Origin of the sequence: Pseudoalteromonas ruthenica, from assembly GCF_008808095.1 — a bacterium.
GTDB lineage: Bacteria > Pseudomonadota > Gammaproteobacteria > Enterobacterales > Alteromonadaceae > Pseudoalteromonas > Pseudoalteromonas ruthenica.
Genome location: NZ_CP023397.1, coordinates 198,334 through 214,487 on the forward strand (window position 1 = coordinate 198,334; position 16,154 = coordinate 214,487).

Genomic DNA, 16,154 nt, shown 5'->3' on the forward strand with positions numbered 1-16,154 from the left:
ATGAATGTTTATATGGAGAACGAAGAAAAGTTTTACCTTGGGGTAATCTCACTGTTTATCTTCGCAATTACAATTTATTTGATGTCTATGAAAATAAATAAAAAATAGAATCAAGGATCCTCCCGATCAAGGGGTCGATCAGATCAAGGGGTCAGAGTTGTTGAAACTTAAATCTCTCCCTTGAGGCTTTTGCCATCGCGGTAAACATTCAATCAAGGGGTCAGAGTTGTTGAAATTGCTGAGTTGCGCTAAGTTTTTAGTGCAATTGGCTATTTCAAGGAGGAAATGCCATGGCGCGTCGGCCGAGATTAAACTTACCCCATATTCCGCAACATGTTGTTCAGCGTGGAAATAACCGTCTGTATCAAGGGGTCAGAGTTGTTGAAATTGCTGAGTTGCGCTAAGTTTTTAGTGCAATTGGCTATTTCAGGGAGGAAAGGCCATGGCGCGTCGGCCGAGATTAAACTTACCCTATATTCCGCAACATGTTGTTCAGCGTGGAAATAACCGTCAGGCCACCTTCTTTACGGAACAGGATTTCACCGTATACCTGAACAAGGTGAAAGATTACAGTCGTCGCTTTGACGTCTCTGTTCACGCTTTTGTGTTGATGACCAATCACGTTCATTTATTGATGACACCTACTACAGCAACGGGCGTCAGCCAACTGATGCAATCGTTGGGGCGTTACTATGTCCGTTACGTGAATAATACTTATGGGCGGACAGGAACACTTTGGGAAGGACGTTATAAGTCGTCATTGGTTGATAGCGACCGATATTTGCTTTTGGTTAGTCGGTATATTGAACTGAACCCGGTGCGAGCGAACATGGTTGTTCATCCGTCTGAATACCCCTGGTCCAGTTATCGCCATAATGCTTTGGACAAGCAAATAGAACTGATTACGGAGCATCCTGTCTATCAGGCTCTAGGTAAAGACAAATCAGCTCGAAAGCAGGCGTACCAAGCCTTGTTTAAATCGAAGATGCCAGATTATTCCGTCGCGCAGATCCGAGATGCCCTGCGAAGAACCTGGGTACTGGGGGATGAGCGTTTTAAGAAACAGATTGAGCAGCAGTTGGGGCATACCATTGAGTTAAAAACGCATGGCGGAGACAGGAAGTCGGCATCATTTAACGCTCGGGATAAAAATCAACAACTCTGACCCTTTGAAACAGAGATGCCCTGCAAAGAACCTGGGTACTGGGGGATGAGCGTTTTAAGAAACAGATTGAGCAGCAGTTGGGGCATTCCGTTGAGTTAAAAACGCATGGCGGAGACAGGAAGTCGGCATCATTTAACGCTCGGGATAAAAATCAACAACTCTGACTCTTTGAAACATGACCCTTTGAAACAAAAGCGTAAACCTGACCCTAGCACTGTAGAAACTGCTCGAGTCAGTACAAGCTATTTCGCTGCTCGGCCTAATTGCTTTATTTCATTTACCCAAGCAGACTTTTCGGATTCAGAGGCCGCTACAACTGAGCCAAATAAACTCACTGCGCTGGGCTGAAACCCACTGAACTGTAACGTGAATATATCGAGTTGTGCAATAACCGATGCGGCTTGGTCTTGTAGGCTCTGCGGCGGTGCATCCATGGTTAAGACGAGGCGAGAGGTTTTGTCGTTGAGTAGGGGCACGGGTGTATAGCCTTGGTACTTAAATGCGAACCCGGGCAGGAAACTTCTATCAAACAGGCCTTTGAATTTTGCTGGAAGGCTGCCCCACCAAATAGGCGAAACGATCACAACATGATCTGCCCAGGCAATTTGCTGCTGAAATACTTGTAAATCAGGTTCTAAAGGTTGTTCATTATCATAGCCACAATCCAAGCTAGGATTGAATTGCAATGCCGACAGGTTAACTCTTTGGGTATTATTTTGCTCCCTCGCTTCACACTCATAGGTATCTGCTAAGTGTTGGCAAAAGCTTGAACGTTTTGGGTTAGCGTTAATAATTAGGATGTTTTTTGTCATTGGGTTTATTTCCGTAAGGTGAAAACTCGATGACTATCTTAAGCTCTGCCCCTAGGGGCAGAGTCAAGCCTGCTGAATATTGGGGCATGAATCGAGGGTGGATAAACAGCGCTCTACAGCGTCTATACGCTTTAAAATGTCGGATTGCTGAGAGAGTAATTTGTTTTTAATTTCAGCTAAAAACCCGTGCACCCGTGACCAATCAAGCGTGCCGTTGTTGTAGATAAGCGCGTCTTTTAATTCTGCCAAAGTCGCGCCTAAGGCTTTTGCCTCCACAATCAATAACAACACTTCTACATGGGACTTGTTATACACCCTGTAGCGCCCTTGCCTTGGTGGTGCCGTTATTAACCCTCGGGCTTCATACAAACGGATGGCTTTAACGGATAACCCGGTCCTTTTGGCAACTTCACCTATATACATGATGGTCCTTGTTTTCTTTTATACTTTATAGAAGTTAGGTTTGCGGTTCTAGGCAAACCTAAGCATGCAGGGCAAGTATCTTTTTAAGCCCTCTTTAGGTCTTTTCTAAATAACAATATTTTTGCTTTAGATTCAAATGCAAAGATTACTTTTAGCGCCAGTAGGGCTAACAATTGAGTTATCGATTGAGCACCAGTTGGAGCGCCGGATAGTGCTACGAAAAATCCTTATCGTAGAAGACACCCCTACTATCGCCCGGGTGCAAAAGCACATTTGTTTGCAAGCGGGCTATGAGGTTGATATCGCTGACTCTAAAGCGAAAGCCGAGGCGCTGATTGCAAAAAACAATTACTTTTGCGCTATTGTCGATTTTATATTGCCCGATGCGCCGCAGGGGGAGGCTATACCTTGTAGTACAAAGGCGAAAATTCCCACCATAGTGATGACCGGCAGCTTAGAGGGCAAAACTCGAGAAATTGTAGACCGCCATCCCATCATTGATTACATCACCAAAGAAAACAAGCAGGCCTATCAGTACCTAAAGCGTCAGCTCGAGCGCTTACCGCGCAATGAGAAGATAAAGATATTGGTGGTGGATGACTCAGCGACATCCCGAAACTATGTAAGTGGCCTGCTCAAGCGCCATAAATACCAGGTGTTAGAAGCGCGAGACGGCTTAGAAGCTTTGGCCATGCTGGAGCGAGATAACGATATTTCCGTAATCGTAACTGACAGTGAAATGCCGAAAATGCGAGGTGAGGAGCTGTGCATCGAGATCCGTCGCATTTACACTGAAGAGGATATTGCCATTATCGGTATTTCAGGGGTGGAGTCGGCGCATTTATCGGCGCGTTTTTTAAAAAATGGCGCCAACGATTACCTGCGTAAACCTTTTAACCCGGAAGAGTTTTACTGTCGGGTAAGACAGAACGTAGAAATGCTCGAGCAAATTCGAACCATCCGTCGCCAAGCAAACTCAGATTACTTAACCGAGCTGCCGAATCGGCGTTATTTTTTTAGCCAAGTGAACAAATCTCTAAAGGCGGCTGCGCAGCAACAGCAACCAAGTATGATTGCCATGTTAGATGTTGATCATTTTAAAGCGGTGAACGATCGCTACGGCCATGATGGTGGCGATGAGGTGCTTAAGGCATTGAGTAAGGCATTATGTGAGCATTTTGATTATGAGCAAGTCGCACGTATGGGCGGTGAAGAATTTGCGGTGTATTTTGCCGCTGAAGAGCCACAGCACTGTTTGCAAAAACTGGAGGCTTTTCGCCGCTTCGTGCACACTCAAGGTGCGGCATTAACGCCGCAGAGCATTGCATTTACTGTCTCTGTCGGGGCTGCCTACGGCATCAGCGATAATATTGAAGCGTTGATAAAAGCCGCCGACGTGCAGCTTTATCATGCTAAAGACTCTGGCAGAAATACAGTTGCCTATGCCCCGCTTAACACTGACTCGTAAGTACCAAGGTCACATAGCAGGTATTCAGTGCCGTTGCAGTTTGGCGTAAAAAGCTGTGAGTTCACACCCAGCGGTTATGCTCGTGGGTGTGACGCCTAGATATGAATGTGATTCACTCGGTGCGCGTGATCACCACTTTGATCACCGGGTTGTCAAAGCGATGTTGAGCGCCTAAAGCCGATTGCGCTAAGCCGTCATCGGCACTCACCACGCCAGGGTGCAAAGCCACAAAGTTAGTGTCGTCTCTTATTGCGTTGAATCCTTCACCCATACCAGCAGGGCCTGGGATAAACTGCGCAAGTTCAGAGTTGCCCTCGGTGCCAGCATCATACCCATGGCCATAGAGCGATATGCTTTGCCCAGCAGCCAGCGGCGTTAAATCCACGGCGTTAACACCGGTAAACGCATCATTGGTATTGACCAACATGGTTGCCAAGGTCAACTTACTATCAGCAACATCCTCTACTGACAGGGTAAATTCATCGGTATGACCAGGGCTGATAGGCGTTTCTCCGCCATAGTGTGCAATCACCTCTGTATTTGCTAGCAGCGCCGAGTTATCGCCCCCTTCAGCAAGTGCTTCGAGAGCACCTGAAGCCGGCTCACCAATACGCCAAAATTGACCTTGCTGATGCAGTACGCCAGCGACAGGGCTCAATGGTTGTGCTTGCGTTAAGTTGGTCAGTGTCACCTGATAACGATATTGCGCCGGCTCTGGCGTGTCCACAGTTGCTCCCGTGGGTTTTGTGTTATCAGAGCCGCAGGCGCTTAAACCAAGCACCACAAGCGCACTTAAACCCAGTGCTCGAGGGAAATGTGTTTGCAAAAGCATGCTCACCCCCTACTGCACAGTAATTGTTAGTTTCGCGACAGGGTTCAACCATCGCTGGACGCTGTTATTGATGTCGCTTTTTCCCGCTGATGCACTGTCATCGCCAAGGTTACCGGGGTGAATGTGCACCAACGTATTGCTCATTTCGTTGGTAACGCCGCTGCCCCCATTGCCAATAAGTTCCTCTAAAGGCGGTGGAACCGGCATACCAGGCACACCTGGGGCACCGCCGCCGCGTATTTCATCGTTGGCTTCAGTGCCGGCATCATAGGCGTTAAGGTATACATGGTAAGTTCCGGGTTCGCTCGGTACAGGCCAATTGCTAAGGCCAACGAAACCATCGTTGGTGGGTAGCATCATCGCCACCAGCGATAAGTAGGTATTACTTTCACGGGTGGTGAGGGTGCCTTCGCCGCTGTGTCCAGGCGCAAGCAAACCTTGCGCGGGGTTGGCAAGCACATCACCGCCAGCGACTTCTACTTGGTTAACAAGACCGTCGATGGCACCGCCTTCGGCCATGGCTTGTAATTCACTGGAGGCGGCAGTGGCAACGCGAAACAATTCACTGTTGCTATCGTGGGCAGCCACCAGCAGGGGCGTGAAATACATACCTTGGGTTAGGTTTTGCACTCGCACATCAAGTTCAGCAGCGCCCGCAGTGTGGCAAAGTGTGAGTGCAAGAGCGCTCAGGGTCATTTTTGGCAACGATTTCATCTCGAATCCTTTGTTATTCATATGCCGATCACAGCGCGTTTTGCACTGGCAAAGGCAACCTAGTTATGGGAAGTTCGTGAATGCGAATCGGCCGTTTCATCACTCAGCTAAGACAGACCTTGTGGTTCTCAGTTAACTTTCAAATAACATCAATCTTTTTTATTTGTCGGCTCAAATGCCGTGGAAAACCAGGGAGGAGTGTGGCTTGATAAATAAACAGAGAGTGACGCCGTGTGGGTCACTCTAGCGTGCACTCAACTGTTACTCACCGGCTAGGCGCGCTTGCTGAGTCAGCTGTTGATGTACATTGTTGACTAACTCCTGTGGGATACAGAGCTTATTTGCTAACGCATCAAGATATTGCCCAGAGATGGGCTGACTCAGGTCTATGGCGCTGGCACTGGCGGCATAGACTTCGATACCTGTTTGCGCATTTGGTACAGCATTAACCAGCTCCGACAAGCTCATGGGCTGGCGCAGTTCATCAAATAACATGGCTTTTTCATGGGTTTGCAAGTCCATGTTTTCTACTTGCGCAAAAATGCGTTGTCGCTCTTGCTCGTCTATATGACCATCGGCGTAGGCGGCTGCAATCATCGCGCGCATCAGTAGCAGTTGACCGCCTTCGTTGTCATCTTCCACAACGTGTTCAAAGCTTTGTTGCTGCATAGGAGTCGAGTGATAATTAAAGTTGCCTGAGCGTTGATGCGCCGTACTTGGTTCCGCAGCTGAACTTTTTTGTGCATACTGCTGGTATGCCTTCCAAGCAAGGCCACCAATGGCGGCAAGGGCACCATACTTCATCACTTTCTTAGATGTCTTTTTGCCACTTTTGCCGGTGGCTAAGCCACTTAGACCGCCGCCAGCGACACCGCCTAGAAAGCCGCTGAGTGCACCTGATTTATTTAAACTCCCTACGAGTTTTTGTAAGTCTTTCATTGCCCTTTCCTTATATCCATATTTACTTGGCCACTGTGAGCATAAGCCATGGCTGCGTAAATAAAAACAACCAGCTTGTTACAAAACAATACAAAAGTGCGTGAGACAAACGCAGCCAGAGGTATACACCGCACTATTTCTATTTTTGCATCGCTAAAAGCACAAAAAGATCATAAAAATAAAATGTTTATACGCTTTTAATGTAACAAAGCGTTTTCATTCGTAGTCTAGGGTGAATAAGGAGTCTAATAAAAAGGAACAAGCTATGAATAGAAAAAGACCGACCAACACTGAAGCGCAAGCTGATATGACCCCAATGCTCGATGTGGTTTTTATCCTGCTTATTTTCTTTGTGGTGACAACCTCCTTTGTTCGCGAGCACAGTTTGAGCGTTACTCGCCCCGAGTCTAATTCAGCGGTGTCAGCAGAAAATAAAACCTTGATGATTCAAGTCACTCACAGTAACCATGTGGTGATGGCGGGGAGGAATATCGAGACCTCACAAATCGCCAGCAACATCGCCCGCATATCTGCCACAGAGCCATTCTCTTCGGTTGCCATTCGCGCGCATGAGCAAAGCCGTCATCAGCAAGTTGTGACGGTTATGAATGCTGTACGAGAAATGGGGCAGTGGCCTATCGCGTTAGTTGATTAACGGCCTGTATTGAACGCCAGTGTCATTAGCCAATATGACACTGGCGCTTTTCTCAAGGTTGGTGGAAGTTTGTTGCGCTCAACGTAGTGAACGAAGCCATTAATCGCTGCTTGATCTGTGGGTCAGATTGCTTATTAATTGCCAAGCATGCAGGGAGGTCGCGGCTGAAATTCTCCGGCAGGGCTGCGGTAATATTGTCTGTATCGTGCACTGAGGTGTTAATTAATAACACATAATCTAACCGGCCATTACGGAGGTTTTGCGTTAATACATCGATATCCGTCGTCACCATCAGGTTTTTGCCTTCGATAAACCCTTGATTGAGTAATAAAGAATGTGCAACCGAGCCACGACTTGCGCCCACTAAGCTCGATTTTGCGTCAGCCAAAGAGCTTGGGGCCAGGTCATGACGGTTTTTGAGTTTATATAGATAAACCTCCATAGGAGGAACCAAAGGGCATAACCAATCAAAACGCTCACTGCGAGCGGGGGTTTTTAATATGGTAAAAATAAGGGTATTGGCAGAGGATTCTGCTTGTTTGTAGGCGCGCTTCCATGGCAACACTTCAATGCTGTAATCAAGGCCGGCATGATGCATAAGTTGTTGTACGCGCTCGGTGGCGTCTCCTCGCACCTGGCCCTGCTTATCAACATAGCTTAACGGCGGCAACTGCTCGGTGACCAAAAAAACCTTATTCTGGGCTATGCTCAAACAGCTCACAAGGGGTAATAATAACAGCCAATACTTCACATCAATCTACTCAATCCTTCGTCCCAAATAAGCCTAGGAGATAAACTAAGTTTTAGCAAAATCAATTAAGTATGGGTTCAGGGACATCTTGCTAAGTTACAATCTCACTCCTGTTAATGTTCCTTTGAACCTTTATTGTTGTTAAGCAGGTTAGCCAGTTACTTTTGTAGCTGGCTTTTTTTTGCCTGAAACACAGCAAACTGGCATCATAGGGGCTGAGAGAATTATAAAAAAGGAAATAGGCATGTCTAAGTTAGTTTGCTTTATATTCAGCGGCTTACTTTTTGTTTTTGGCACTATGGCCAGCAGTTATGCCAATACCCCCGAGTCGGCGCTGCCGGCGCAACAGGCGAAAGGGCTGACACCGAACCAAGAGCAACAAACACAGCAGGTGGTTAAGGATTTAAATGAGCCCATGTATCGCCCGTTGATTGAGCGCTACATCCTCGATGAGCTCAAGGCGGTGCGCCAAGACCAACAGGCTTTGCGTGCCGAATACACCGAAAAGATTGCTCATGCACAGCTAGAAACCGCTGATCGCGCCATTGTCTACACCACAGACACCATTAACAATGTGTTTTTTATTCTCACCGCGACGGCGTCAATTTTGGTGTTAGTTGGGTGGAACTCACTACGCGACGTAAAAAATAAGGTTGAAGACATTGTTAACTCTCGCGTCAGTGCCATTACCGACGAATATGAGGCGCGCCTAAAAGATTTAGAAGAGCAGCTTCGAGGTCGCTCAGAGGAAATCCTCAACAACCAGAAGAAGATCACCATCACCAACGAAATTCATTCATTGTGGATGCGTGCTAATTTAGAGAGCGACTTTGCTACCAAGGTTGAGATTTACGACGAGATCCTCAATCGTAAGCCTGAAGATGTTGAAGCTATCGCCTATAAGGCGGATGCCTTACTCGAGCTTGGGGATACCCAAGAGGCAATTAGTTTGTGTAATCAGGCACTAGAAATTGACTCAGATTATGGCTATGCCTATTGGCAGCGAGCTTGTGCATACGCACTAACACACGAGCACAGCGATGCCTTGGCGGATATTCGCATGGCCTTAGACTACTCGCCTAATCTGCGCAATGAGCTGTTGCACGAAAGCGCGTTTGCCAGCTTACATGATAACGATAGCTTTAATGAAATCGTTAATGGCTAAAGGAATTTGGGGGGTAGCCGCTGCTACGCCCCTAGCTGGGACGTAAAAATTGGTCGATGGCTTCGGCGAGTTGTTCGTCTAGACGTTCTTCAAAATCACTGCGTTGGCTGCCAAAGTGAGCGAGAAATTGCTCGGCCTGTTGCAGTGATAAACGCTTGTTACGCAGCGTGTAGCTGACTTCATCTTTGCTTTTATCGTAACGCGGCACAAAACGGTAAGTGGCAAATTCGGGAGCGCTGATATGCTGTTGTGCGTAGGCACAAAACCCCTCTATGTGATCTTTGCCATCCGGCCCCAAACATCCCGGTTCAACACGGTATAATAACTGTATCTGTGGTGGGGTGTTTGCTGCCATGGCTTTCCTTAATTACTTGCGTACACCTAGCAGTTTAGCTGGTAGTTTTAAAAAACAACACTTTTTGTACTTTGGCGTCTTTCACTTGATAACTGGTGACCACCTCAGAGCGTTTATCAATAACTTCAGGGTCTGTACTGCACGACTCTGAAAGCTCTTGGTCAATAACAAAGCTACCATGAACAATACGTTTGATAGGGGCGGTGTTTACACACTGTAATTTTTTAAACATTAAGCCATAGCGGGCTATGAGTTGCTCTTTGCCTGTGAACATCAACTCGTTGGGAAACATATAAAACGCCACATCCTCAGCGAAGTAGCTAATGAAGGTGTCGATGTCTTTGTTGTTATAGGCATCCACCAAGGCATCCACGACTGCAACCGCTTGTTGTTGTTCTTTACTGAGCTTTTTAACCGCTTTCTTTTCGGCTTTTTTGATAGCTTGCTCAAGCGCTTGTTGCTGCGCTGGGTCTTTCTCAAGCGGCGTTTGTTCGCCGTAGGCATTGCCAATAAAGTTTAGGCATAGCAATGACACAATTAGGTATTTCATTTGTTGGTCCTTTTTTACCAATACTGCTCTACGGTGATCTGCCCTGGCGTGCGCCGTCGGTTGCGTGTATAGCCTAGTTCTTGAAGGCAGGCACTGGTGTCTTTTACCATCTCAGGGTTACCGCAGATCATAAACTGTGCCACGTCTGGGCTGGCACTGAGCTGAACATGATCAAAAAGTTTGCCACTTTTTATTAACCCGGGAATACGCTCACTCAACATGCCATCGACATTTTCGCGGGTGACCACGGGCACATAGTGTAGTTGTGGATACTGCTGTTGCAGCTGTTTAACCAGTGCTTGATAGCTTAAATCTTGCTGCTCTCTTACGCAGTGTACCAACACCACGTGAGTAAATTTTTGCCATACATGGGGCTGTTGCAGTATTGATAAAAACGGGCCAATCGCGGTGCCGGTACTAAGCATGTACACTTGCTCGCTGCTGGGCACTTCATCAAGTGTGAAAAAGCCCGTACTCTGCTCGGCGATACGTACCTCATCACCGGGTTGTAAGTTGGCCAGCGCCTCAGATAGGGCACCATCGTCAACCTTAATTAAGTAAAACTCGAGGTCATCACTGCTAGGAGGGTTTACAAACGAATAGGCTCGGGCCACACGCTCACCGTCTACCTCTAACGCAAGCTTAGTGTATTGCCCCGCAGTGAAAGGGGCGATGTCGGCGTGGACCACCAGCGAGAATAACTTATCATTCCACCACTTCACTCGGGTCACTTTTGCGCTCAGCCAATTAGCCATTTCGCCTCCAGTAATGTCTTTTTACTCAATAAGTTAACTGTGGCAACTGTGAGCTATAAAGTCAATGAGTTTTAATTTTTGGTACAGTTGCTAGAAAGCGCTAACAGTATCAGTATAGCGCTGTGCGGCTGCTCTGGCGTGGTTGCTGCGTAAAGCTTTAATAGCGCCTGGGAGGAGGTTCCGATGTTTAGATCAGTGCGCGCTGCTGAAGCCGCGCGCGAAACTGGCTCGGGGTGCAGTTCTTTATTGTTTGAAAGCGTCGGTTAAAATTAGAAATGTTATTGAATCCACATTGATCGGAGATCACCGTAATCGGCGAAGAGGTATTAATGAGTAGCTTACACGCCTTGGCGATGCGTAGCTGATTAATAAACTCGGTCACGGTGCGCTCGGTGCGTTTCTTAAAAAAGCGATGGAAGTGGTTGGTGCTCATGTGAGCATGCTCGGCAAGCATATCTGCGCTGAGCTTTTCCGTGTAGTTGTCATAAATAAAGGAAATCACCCGGTCAAACTTGTCTTTGGCTGGGTCTTGACGGTAATCAAAACGAAAACCGGCGCTGGAAAGGTAATCATACTGGGATTGTGCTATGCGCGTTAGCATATCCATTAACAGTACATAGCGCTGCAACGGGCTGGCTTGCTCCATGCTCTCGAACAAGGCCTGACATTGCTTTGCCAATTGTTGCGAGAAACGCAAGCCTCGGCGAGCACCACTGAGTAATTCCTCCAGTTGTTGCAGTTCAGGGTGTTGAGCCACCATGCTTTCTAACCACGGCGCTGGTATTTGTGCCACATGGACAATTTGCTCAGATAAGTCAGTATTGATTTTCGATTGCCAGGTATGGGGCAGTTCGGGGCCAAGCAACACCAAGTCGTAGTCACCATAGGGGGCAATATAGTCGCCAATATGGCACACGCCACGGCTATTGAGGGTTAAGCATATTTCGTACTCGGGGTGATAGTGCCAATTAAATGGGATTTCGGGCAAGCGATACAAGCAATAACGCCAAGAGCAGTTTGGTGAGGGGATCACCTTTTCACACATTGCACGCACGTGCTAACCTCCACTGTTATTGTCCTTGTTAATTGTTTTGCTATTTCAGCAACTCCCCAGCGCTTGTGTGCGCCTATTCTCTCACACTTCAATACTAACCTATCATTCGTTTGCCGCTATAGTGCTTTGGTTTTACGCTTTTTTGACAGCCTAACCGCAACACTGCGAGAAAAGTATGATCAGTGCATAGAATCGTACCGCTTAAAAAACGCTCATGCCTTTACTCTGAATAGGCCAAAAATAGTAAGGAAGAAGATGAGCATAACAATGAAAACAACACCTAAACGCCGCTTTAAAATCAACCGAGTGGCTGCACTCGTGACCACAAGTTTACTCGCTAGCATGGCCATTACTCCCAGCGTCTATGCACAACAGCAGTTAGCGCAAGATGACCAGCAAATGGAAACTATTGAAGTGAGGGGTATTCGCCGCTCGTTGGAAGCTTCCATGAATACTAAGCGCTTTGCCAATGCTGTAGTTGATGCCATTACCTCTGAAGACATTGGTAAATTCCCTGACAAAAACATTGGTGATGCCTTACAGCGTATTTCTGGGGTTACCGTGGACCGCCAATACGGTGAAGTGAGCGGGGTGACCATTCGCGGTACAGCGCCTGAACAATCAAGAGTGCTGTTAAATGGCCAATCAGTGGCCAGCACCTCATGGTACGACTTAGGCCCTGCAACGCGTACATTTAATATGGAATTACTCTCTGCTGAGCAAGTATCAGCGGTGGAAGTGTACAAAACACCCAAAGCCTCCATCGAGGAAGGGGCCTTAGGCGGCACCGTGGATTTGACCACGCGCCAGCCGTTAGACTTGGACACCAACACCCTGATGGTATCCGCTGAGCTAGCGCGTGGGTCTCTGTACGATGAAACCGACGCGGGTGGCGCATTTTTAGCGAGCTGGAAAGATGAGCAAGAGCGCTTTGGTATTCTCGCTTCTTACTCCATCGAGCAACTGACCTCCGGGCGCCATGTGCTGGAGTCTATCGGGAGTTACTATGAATACTTTGCCGCTGACCCAGGCACAGGGCAAGAATCGACAGTGGGCGCGTGGGCGATAGGCTCGCAGGCTTTTCGAGCTGAGCGCGAGCGTACCAGTGCGCAATTAACCGCGCAATTTGCGCCTACCGATAATACCGAGTTTGTGCTTGATTATTTTCGCTTCGAGCTCGATAACCCTCATGTAAACCATAACTTTTTGACCGTCGGCGGGCGTGGTAGCGGCTCTGAGAACGTGCAAAATAATGCCCTTGGCGGCACGGAGCAAGCGACCATTACGCCTGCCTATGCCTCGATTATTTATAATCCGGTGGTGCGCAATGCCGTTAATATGAAAGCCGATGTGCTGAACTTATCGGGTAAGTATATCGGTGATACTTATGAAGTAAGTGCCGTGTTGGGTCAGTCTACCTCCGATGGCGGTACGCAGTTCGGCGCCTCCAGTTGGTGGATACCGGCGACTGACGAGGGTGATAAAATCGGCGACCCGGCATTTGCAAATGGTCAAAATAGCACCGATGGCGGCTTTACCTTCGATGCGACAGGCCCCTATCAAGTATGGCTGAGCTCACTCGATGCCACCGATGCCAGTCAGTTTAAACATGCCCAAGAGGCCAACTTTCAAACTACCGTCCAAGAGCATGATATCCGCTACGCCCAAGCAGATATCAAATGGTTGCTCAGCGGCGATCTGTTTACCAGTATTGAAGCCGGGGTGAAGGTCAATAGCAGTGAATTCTCACGGGTAGCGATTCATCGTAACCCGGCCGATGTGGTTGGCTTTGTCCCCAATGGCAATTTAAGCAATTGGAGTGATGGCGTGTTTACTGATCTTCACTCGCAAAGTAGCGGCCATATTCTTGATTCCTATGCCAAGCTTGATGAAGACCAGTGGTGGGATTTTATCAGTGGCAAATATGAAGCGGGAGAGCTGATCGAAACACCTGCTTTGGGCGATACCTTCGGCGTGGATGAAGATATGCTGGCGCTTTACGTGCAAAGTGATTTCAGCGGCGAATACTTCCGAGGAAACGTGGGCTTACGTTATGTGGACACCGAGCAAACCTCGTCTGGCTATGCCGATGGCCAAGCCTTTAAAGAAACGGTGGACTACGATAATTGGTTGCCAAGCATCAACATCGCCTTTGATGTCAGCGACGACGTTATTGTGCGCGGCGCCGCATCCAGTGTGATGTCACGGGTGAATTACAGCGACCTGAAGCCCGGCTTAGCCATTCAAGAAAACTTTGGCTCTGCCAACGGCGGCAACCCCTATCTAAAACCTTATGAGGCCGACCAAGCTGACTTCGGGGTTGAATACTATTTTACCGAGGCATCGCTGTTTTCAGCGGCTGCTTTTGTGAAACAAATTGACAACGTTGTCTTTCTCACTGAGGAGGTCGAGTTTGTCGATGGCTGTGGCGCTCAACCTTCTGAATATGATAGCTGCCGCGTCACCCGACCTCGCAGTAATGGCGATGGTGATGTCACCGGCTTAGAGTTGCAACTGCAGCATACCTTTGCCAATGGTTTTGGCTTTGTCAGTAACTACACCTATGTTGATAGTGAAACAACCCGCCCCGATGGCGCTACAGAAATGGTTCCTGGGGTGTCGGAAAACTCATTTAACGGCTCGCTGTTCTACGAGAACGATCACATCAGTGCGCGTATCGCCTACAACTGGCGCAGTGAGTGGATAGGTGTGGGCGCCGCTCAAGCGGTACGCAATGATGACTATCAACAATGGGATGCATCCGTTGTTTGGCACGCCATGGAAAATCTTGATATCAGCTTAGAGGGGGTGAACCTTACCAATGAGGTCATTCAATCTTACGATACCAACTATGACTTAACGCAAAACACCATTGAGTTTGGCTCTCGCTACTACCTCAGTGCCAGCTATAAGTTCTAACTATCAAGGGCCCAGCCTCAGCGCTGGGCAAACAGGGCGATGAATAACATTAATACCATCACGATAGTGGGCGGAGGCACGGCCGGGTGGATGTGCGCCGCCTATCTGAGTAAGCACCACCGAGATAAAACGGTGCGGGTGATAGAGTCTGCACACATTGGTCGTATTGGTGTTGGCGAAGGGTCTACGCCACACCTGCAACAGTTTATGGCCGACTTAGGGGTGACAGAAAGCAGTTGGATGCGAGCCTGCGACGCCACCTATAAGGCAGGGATCCGCTTTAGTCACTGGAATGGCGATGACAGTGAGTATTTTCACCCTTTCTTTAGTGAGTTAGATGAAAAAACGGCGGAGGTGTTTTTTGTTAACGCCAATGCTAGGCGTCGCGGGGCTGCCGTGCCCGTCCATCCTGATGGGTACTTTTTAGCGGCGCAGTTGGCGGCGCAAAATCGTGCTCCCAAAGCGCTCAGTGCATTAGCGCGGCCGCTGCACTATGGCTATCATTTTGATGCGCAAAAGCTGGCAGATTGGCTGCGCGCCTATGCCTGCGCTCGTGGCGTTGAGCACATCAGCGGAACAGTCTCGCAAGTACAAGGTCGCCAGCGTATTGAGCATGTCACCTTGGCGGATGGGCGCACGTTACAGGGAGACTTTTACATTGATGCCAGTGGTTTTCAATCACTGCTGGTGGAAAAGGCGCTGCAAGAGCCCTTTATTCGCTTTAACGATGAGTTACTCAATGACCGCGCCGTGGCTTTCGCCACTGAGGCGTTGCCTAACCCGCCGGTGTATACCCATGCTCAAGCGATGCCGAGTGGTTGGCGCTGGCACATTCCACTGCAAAGCCGCTGTGGCAATGGCTATGTCTACAGCAGCCAATATCTAAGTGCGGAGCAGGCTGAACTGCAATTGCGCCAAGCCTTGGGTGAGTATCACAGCAGCGCTAAACATCTGCACATGCGAGTGGGGATGATGCGCCGCGCACTGGTCAGTAATGTCATGGCCGTTGGCCTAGCGCAGAGTTTTATCGAGCCTTTGGAGGCCACCGCGCTGATGATCACGGGCCACAGCATCACACTACTGAGTCAATTTATTGAAGGCCAGGTCAGTGCGCAGCACCTTAATGATGAATTACACACCCTCGTGTTGGGCGTGAAAGATTATATTCTCGGCCATTACGCCACCAGCCGTCGTGTCGATACGCCCTATTGGTTAGCCAGTGCGGGAATAGCCGCACAAAGCCCGCGAATTGCGCCGCTGTTACGGCGTTGGCGCAGCGGTGGAGATATCGACCAGTGGTTGCATCAGCATCGTCATCAGCAGGCTTATAACCGAGCCAGCTGGTATTGCCTGTTAGCGGGCATGGATTATCGCGACACGCACCTCACCCAGCCTTTTGAGTGCGCCCCGGCGCATATCGACAGCGCCGCCAAGGCCTATGTAAAAACACTATGCGAGACTCATTTCGGCGTCCATGAGCAGGTTTTAAGGCTGTGAGAATAGTATTAGTAAGGCACTGAATTGTGCCGCTAGTGGTGGCAAAAGGCTGCGATACTGGCAGTGCATAAAAAGAGAATTAATAACCCGTTTGGGGTGA

General features: G+C 48.5%; 16 protein-coding genes. 6 read left to right on the forward strand and 10 right to left on the reverse strand.

Annotated elements, in window-relative coordinates:
* Positions 1–442 precede the first annotated feature (442 nt).
* Entirely contained in the window at positions 443–1,165 is a 723-nt protein-coding gene (locus PRUTH_RS16190) for a transposase (RefSeq protein ID WP_151173879.1), read from the forward strand.
* A gap of 242 nt (positions 1,166–1,407) precedes the next feature.
* Here the strand turns inward: PRUTH_RS16190 and PRUTH_RS16195 are convergent, their stop codons facing one another.
* Entirely contained in the window at positions 1,408–1,977 is a 570-nt protein-coding gene (locus PRUTH_RS16195) for an NAD(P)H-dependent oxidoreductase (protein ID WP_151173880.1), read from the reverse strand.
* Positions 1,978–2,040: 63 nt separating this feature from the next.
* Positions 2,041–2,400 (reverse strand): MerR family transcriptional regulator, encoded by a 360-nt coding sequence (locus tag PRUTH_RS16200; RefSeq protein WP_151173881.1) that lies wholly within the window; start codon positions 2,398–2,400, stop codon positions 2,041–2,043.
* A 211-nt stretch (positions 2,401–2,611) separates the two neighbouring features.
* On the opposite strand from PRUTH_RS16200, the gene PRUTH_RS16205 reads away from it, so the two are divergent.
* Positions 2,612–3,868, forward strand: a complete 1,257-nt coding sequence (locus tag PRUTH_RS16205) for a diguanylate cyclase (protein WP_179954363.1) — start codon at positions 2,612–2,614, stop codon at positions 3,866–3,868.
* A gap of 112 nt (positions 3,869–3,980) precedes the next feature.
* Here the strand turns inward: PRUTH_RS16205 and PRUTH_RS16210 are convergent, their stop codons facing one another.
* The 3 genes from PRUTH_RS16210 to PRUTH_RS16220 all read right to left on the reverse strand — a co-directional run bounded on the left by PRUTH_RS16210 (position 3,981) and on the right by PRUTH_RS16220 (position 6,353).
* The gene (locus PRUTH_RS16210) at positions 3,981–4,700 is read right to left on the reverse strand and encodes a spondin domain-containing protein (protein ID WP_151173883.1); all 720 of its coding nucleotides are present in this window, start codon (positions 4,698–4,700) and stop codon (positions 3,981–3,983) included.
* Positions 4,701–4,709: 9 nt separating this feature from the next.
* Positions 4,710–5,414, reverse strand: a complete 705-nt coding sequence (locus tag PRUTH_RS16215; RefSeq protein WP_151173884.1) for a spondin domain-containing protein — start codon at positions 5,412–5,414, stop codon at positions 4,710–4,712.
* A 261-nt stretch (positions 5,415–5,675) separates the two neighbouring features.
* A complete protein-coding gene (locus PRUTH_RS16220) occupies positions 5,676–6,353 on the reverse strand; it encodes a tellurite resistance TerB family protein (protein WP_151173885.1) in 678 nt (225 codons plus the stop codon).
* Between the two features lie 265 nt (positions 6,354–6,618).
* Between PRUTH_RS16220 and PRUTH_RS16225 the strand changes: the two genes are divergently transcribed.
* A complete protein-coding gene (locus tag PRUTH_RS16225; RefSeq protein WP_022944665.1) occupies positions 6,619–7,008 on the forward strand; it encodes an ExbD/TolR family protein in 390 nt (129 codons plus the stop codon).
* Positions 7,009–7,060: 52 nt separating this feature from the next.
* Here PRUTH_RS16225 and PRUTH_RS16230 read toward each other — a convergent pair whose 3' ends face one another.
* On the reverse strand, positions 7,061–7,759 hold the full coding sequence (locus tag PRUTH_RS16230) for a substrate-binding periplasmic protein (RefSeq protein WP_165381071.1): 699 nt from the start codon (positions 7,757–7,759) through the stop codon (positions 7,061–7,063).
* Between the two features lie 244 nt (positions 7,760–8,003).
* Between PRUTH_RS16230 and PRUTH_RS16235 the strand changes: the two genes are divergently transcribed.
* A complete protein-coding gene (locus tag PRUTH_RS16235) occupies positions 8,004–8,924 on the forward strand; it encodes a tetratricopeptide repeat protein (RefSeq protein WP_022944667.1) in 921 nt (306 codons plus the stop codon).
* A gap of 31 nt (positions 8,925–8,955) precedes the next feature.
* Here PRUTH_RS16235 and PRUTH_RS16240 read toward each other — a convergent pair whose 3' ends face one another.
* From PRUTH_RS16240 to PRUTH_RS16255, 4 genes are all read right to left on the reverse strand, one after another.
* Entirely contained in the window at positions 8,956–9,279 is a 324-nt protein-coding gene (locus PRUTH_RS16240; protein ID WP_151173886.1) for a hypothetical protein, read from the reverse strand.
* Positions 9,280–9,313: 34 nt separating this feature from the next.
* Positions 9,314–9,829, reverse strand: coding sequence for a nuclear transport factor 2 family protein (locus PRUTH_RS16245; protein ID WP_022944669.1), 516 nt, complete (start codon positions 9,827–9,829; stop codon positions 9,314–9,316).
* Positions 9,830–9,843: 14 nt separating this feature from the next.
* Positions 9,844–10,584, reverse strand: a complete 741-nt coding sequence (locus PRUTH_RS16250; RefSeq protein ID WP_053909564.1) for a ferredoxin--NADP reductase — start codon at positions 10,582–10,584, stop codon at positions 9,844–9,846.
* Between the two features lie 187 nt (positions 10,585–10,771).
* Positions 10,772–11,638, reverse strand: coding sequence for a helix-turn-helix domain-containing protein (locus PRUTH_RS16255; RefSeq protein WP_151173887.1), 867 nt, complete (start codon positions 11,636–11,638; stop codon positions 10,772–10,774).
* Between the two features lie 267 nt (positions 11,639–11,905).
* On the opposite strand from PRUTH_RS16255, the gene PRUTH_RS16260 reads away from it, so the two are divergent.
* A complete protein-coding gene (locus tag PRUTH_RS16260; protein WP_151173888.1) occupies positions 11,906–14,557 on the forward strand; it encodes a TonB-dependent receptor in 2,652 nt (883 codons plus the stop codon).
* Between the two features lie 39 nt (positions 14,558–14,596).
* The gene (locus tag PRUTH_RS16265) at positions 14,597–16,054 is read left to right on the forward strand and encodes a tryptophan halogenase family protein (protein ID WP_151173889.1); all 1,458 of its coding nucleotides are present in this window, start codon (positions 14,597–14,599) and stop codon (positions 16,052–16,054) included.
* Positions 16,055–16,154: the final 100 nt, after the last annotated feature.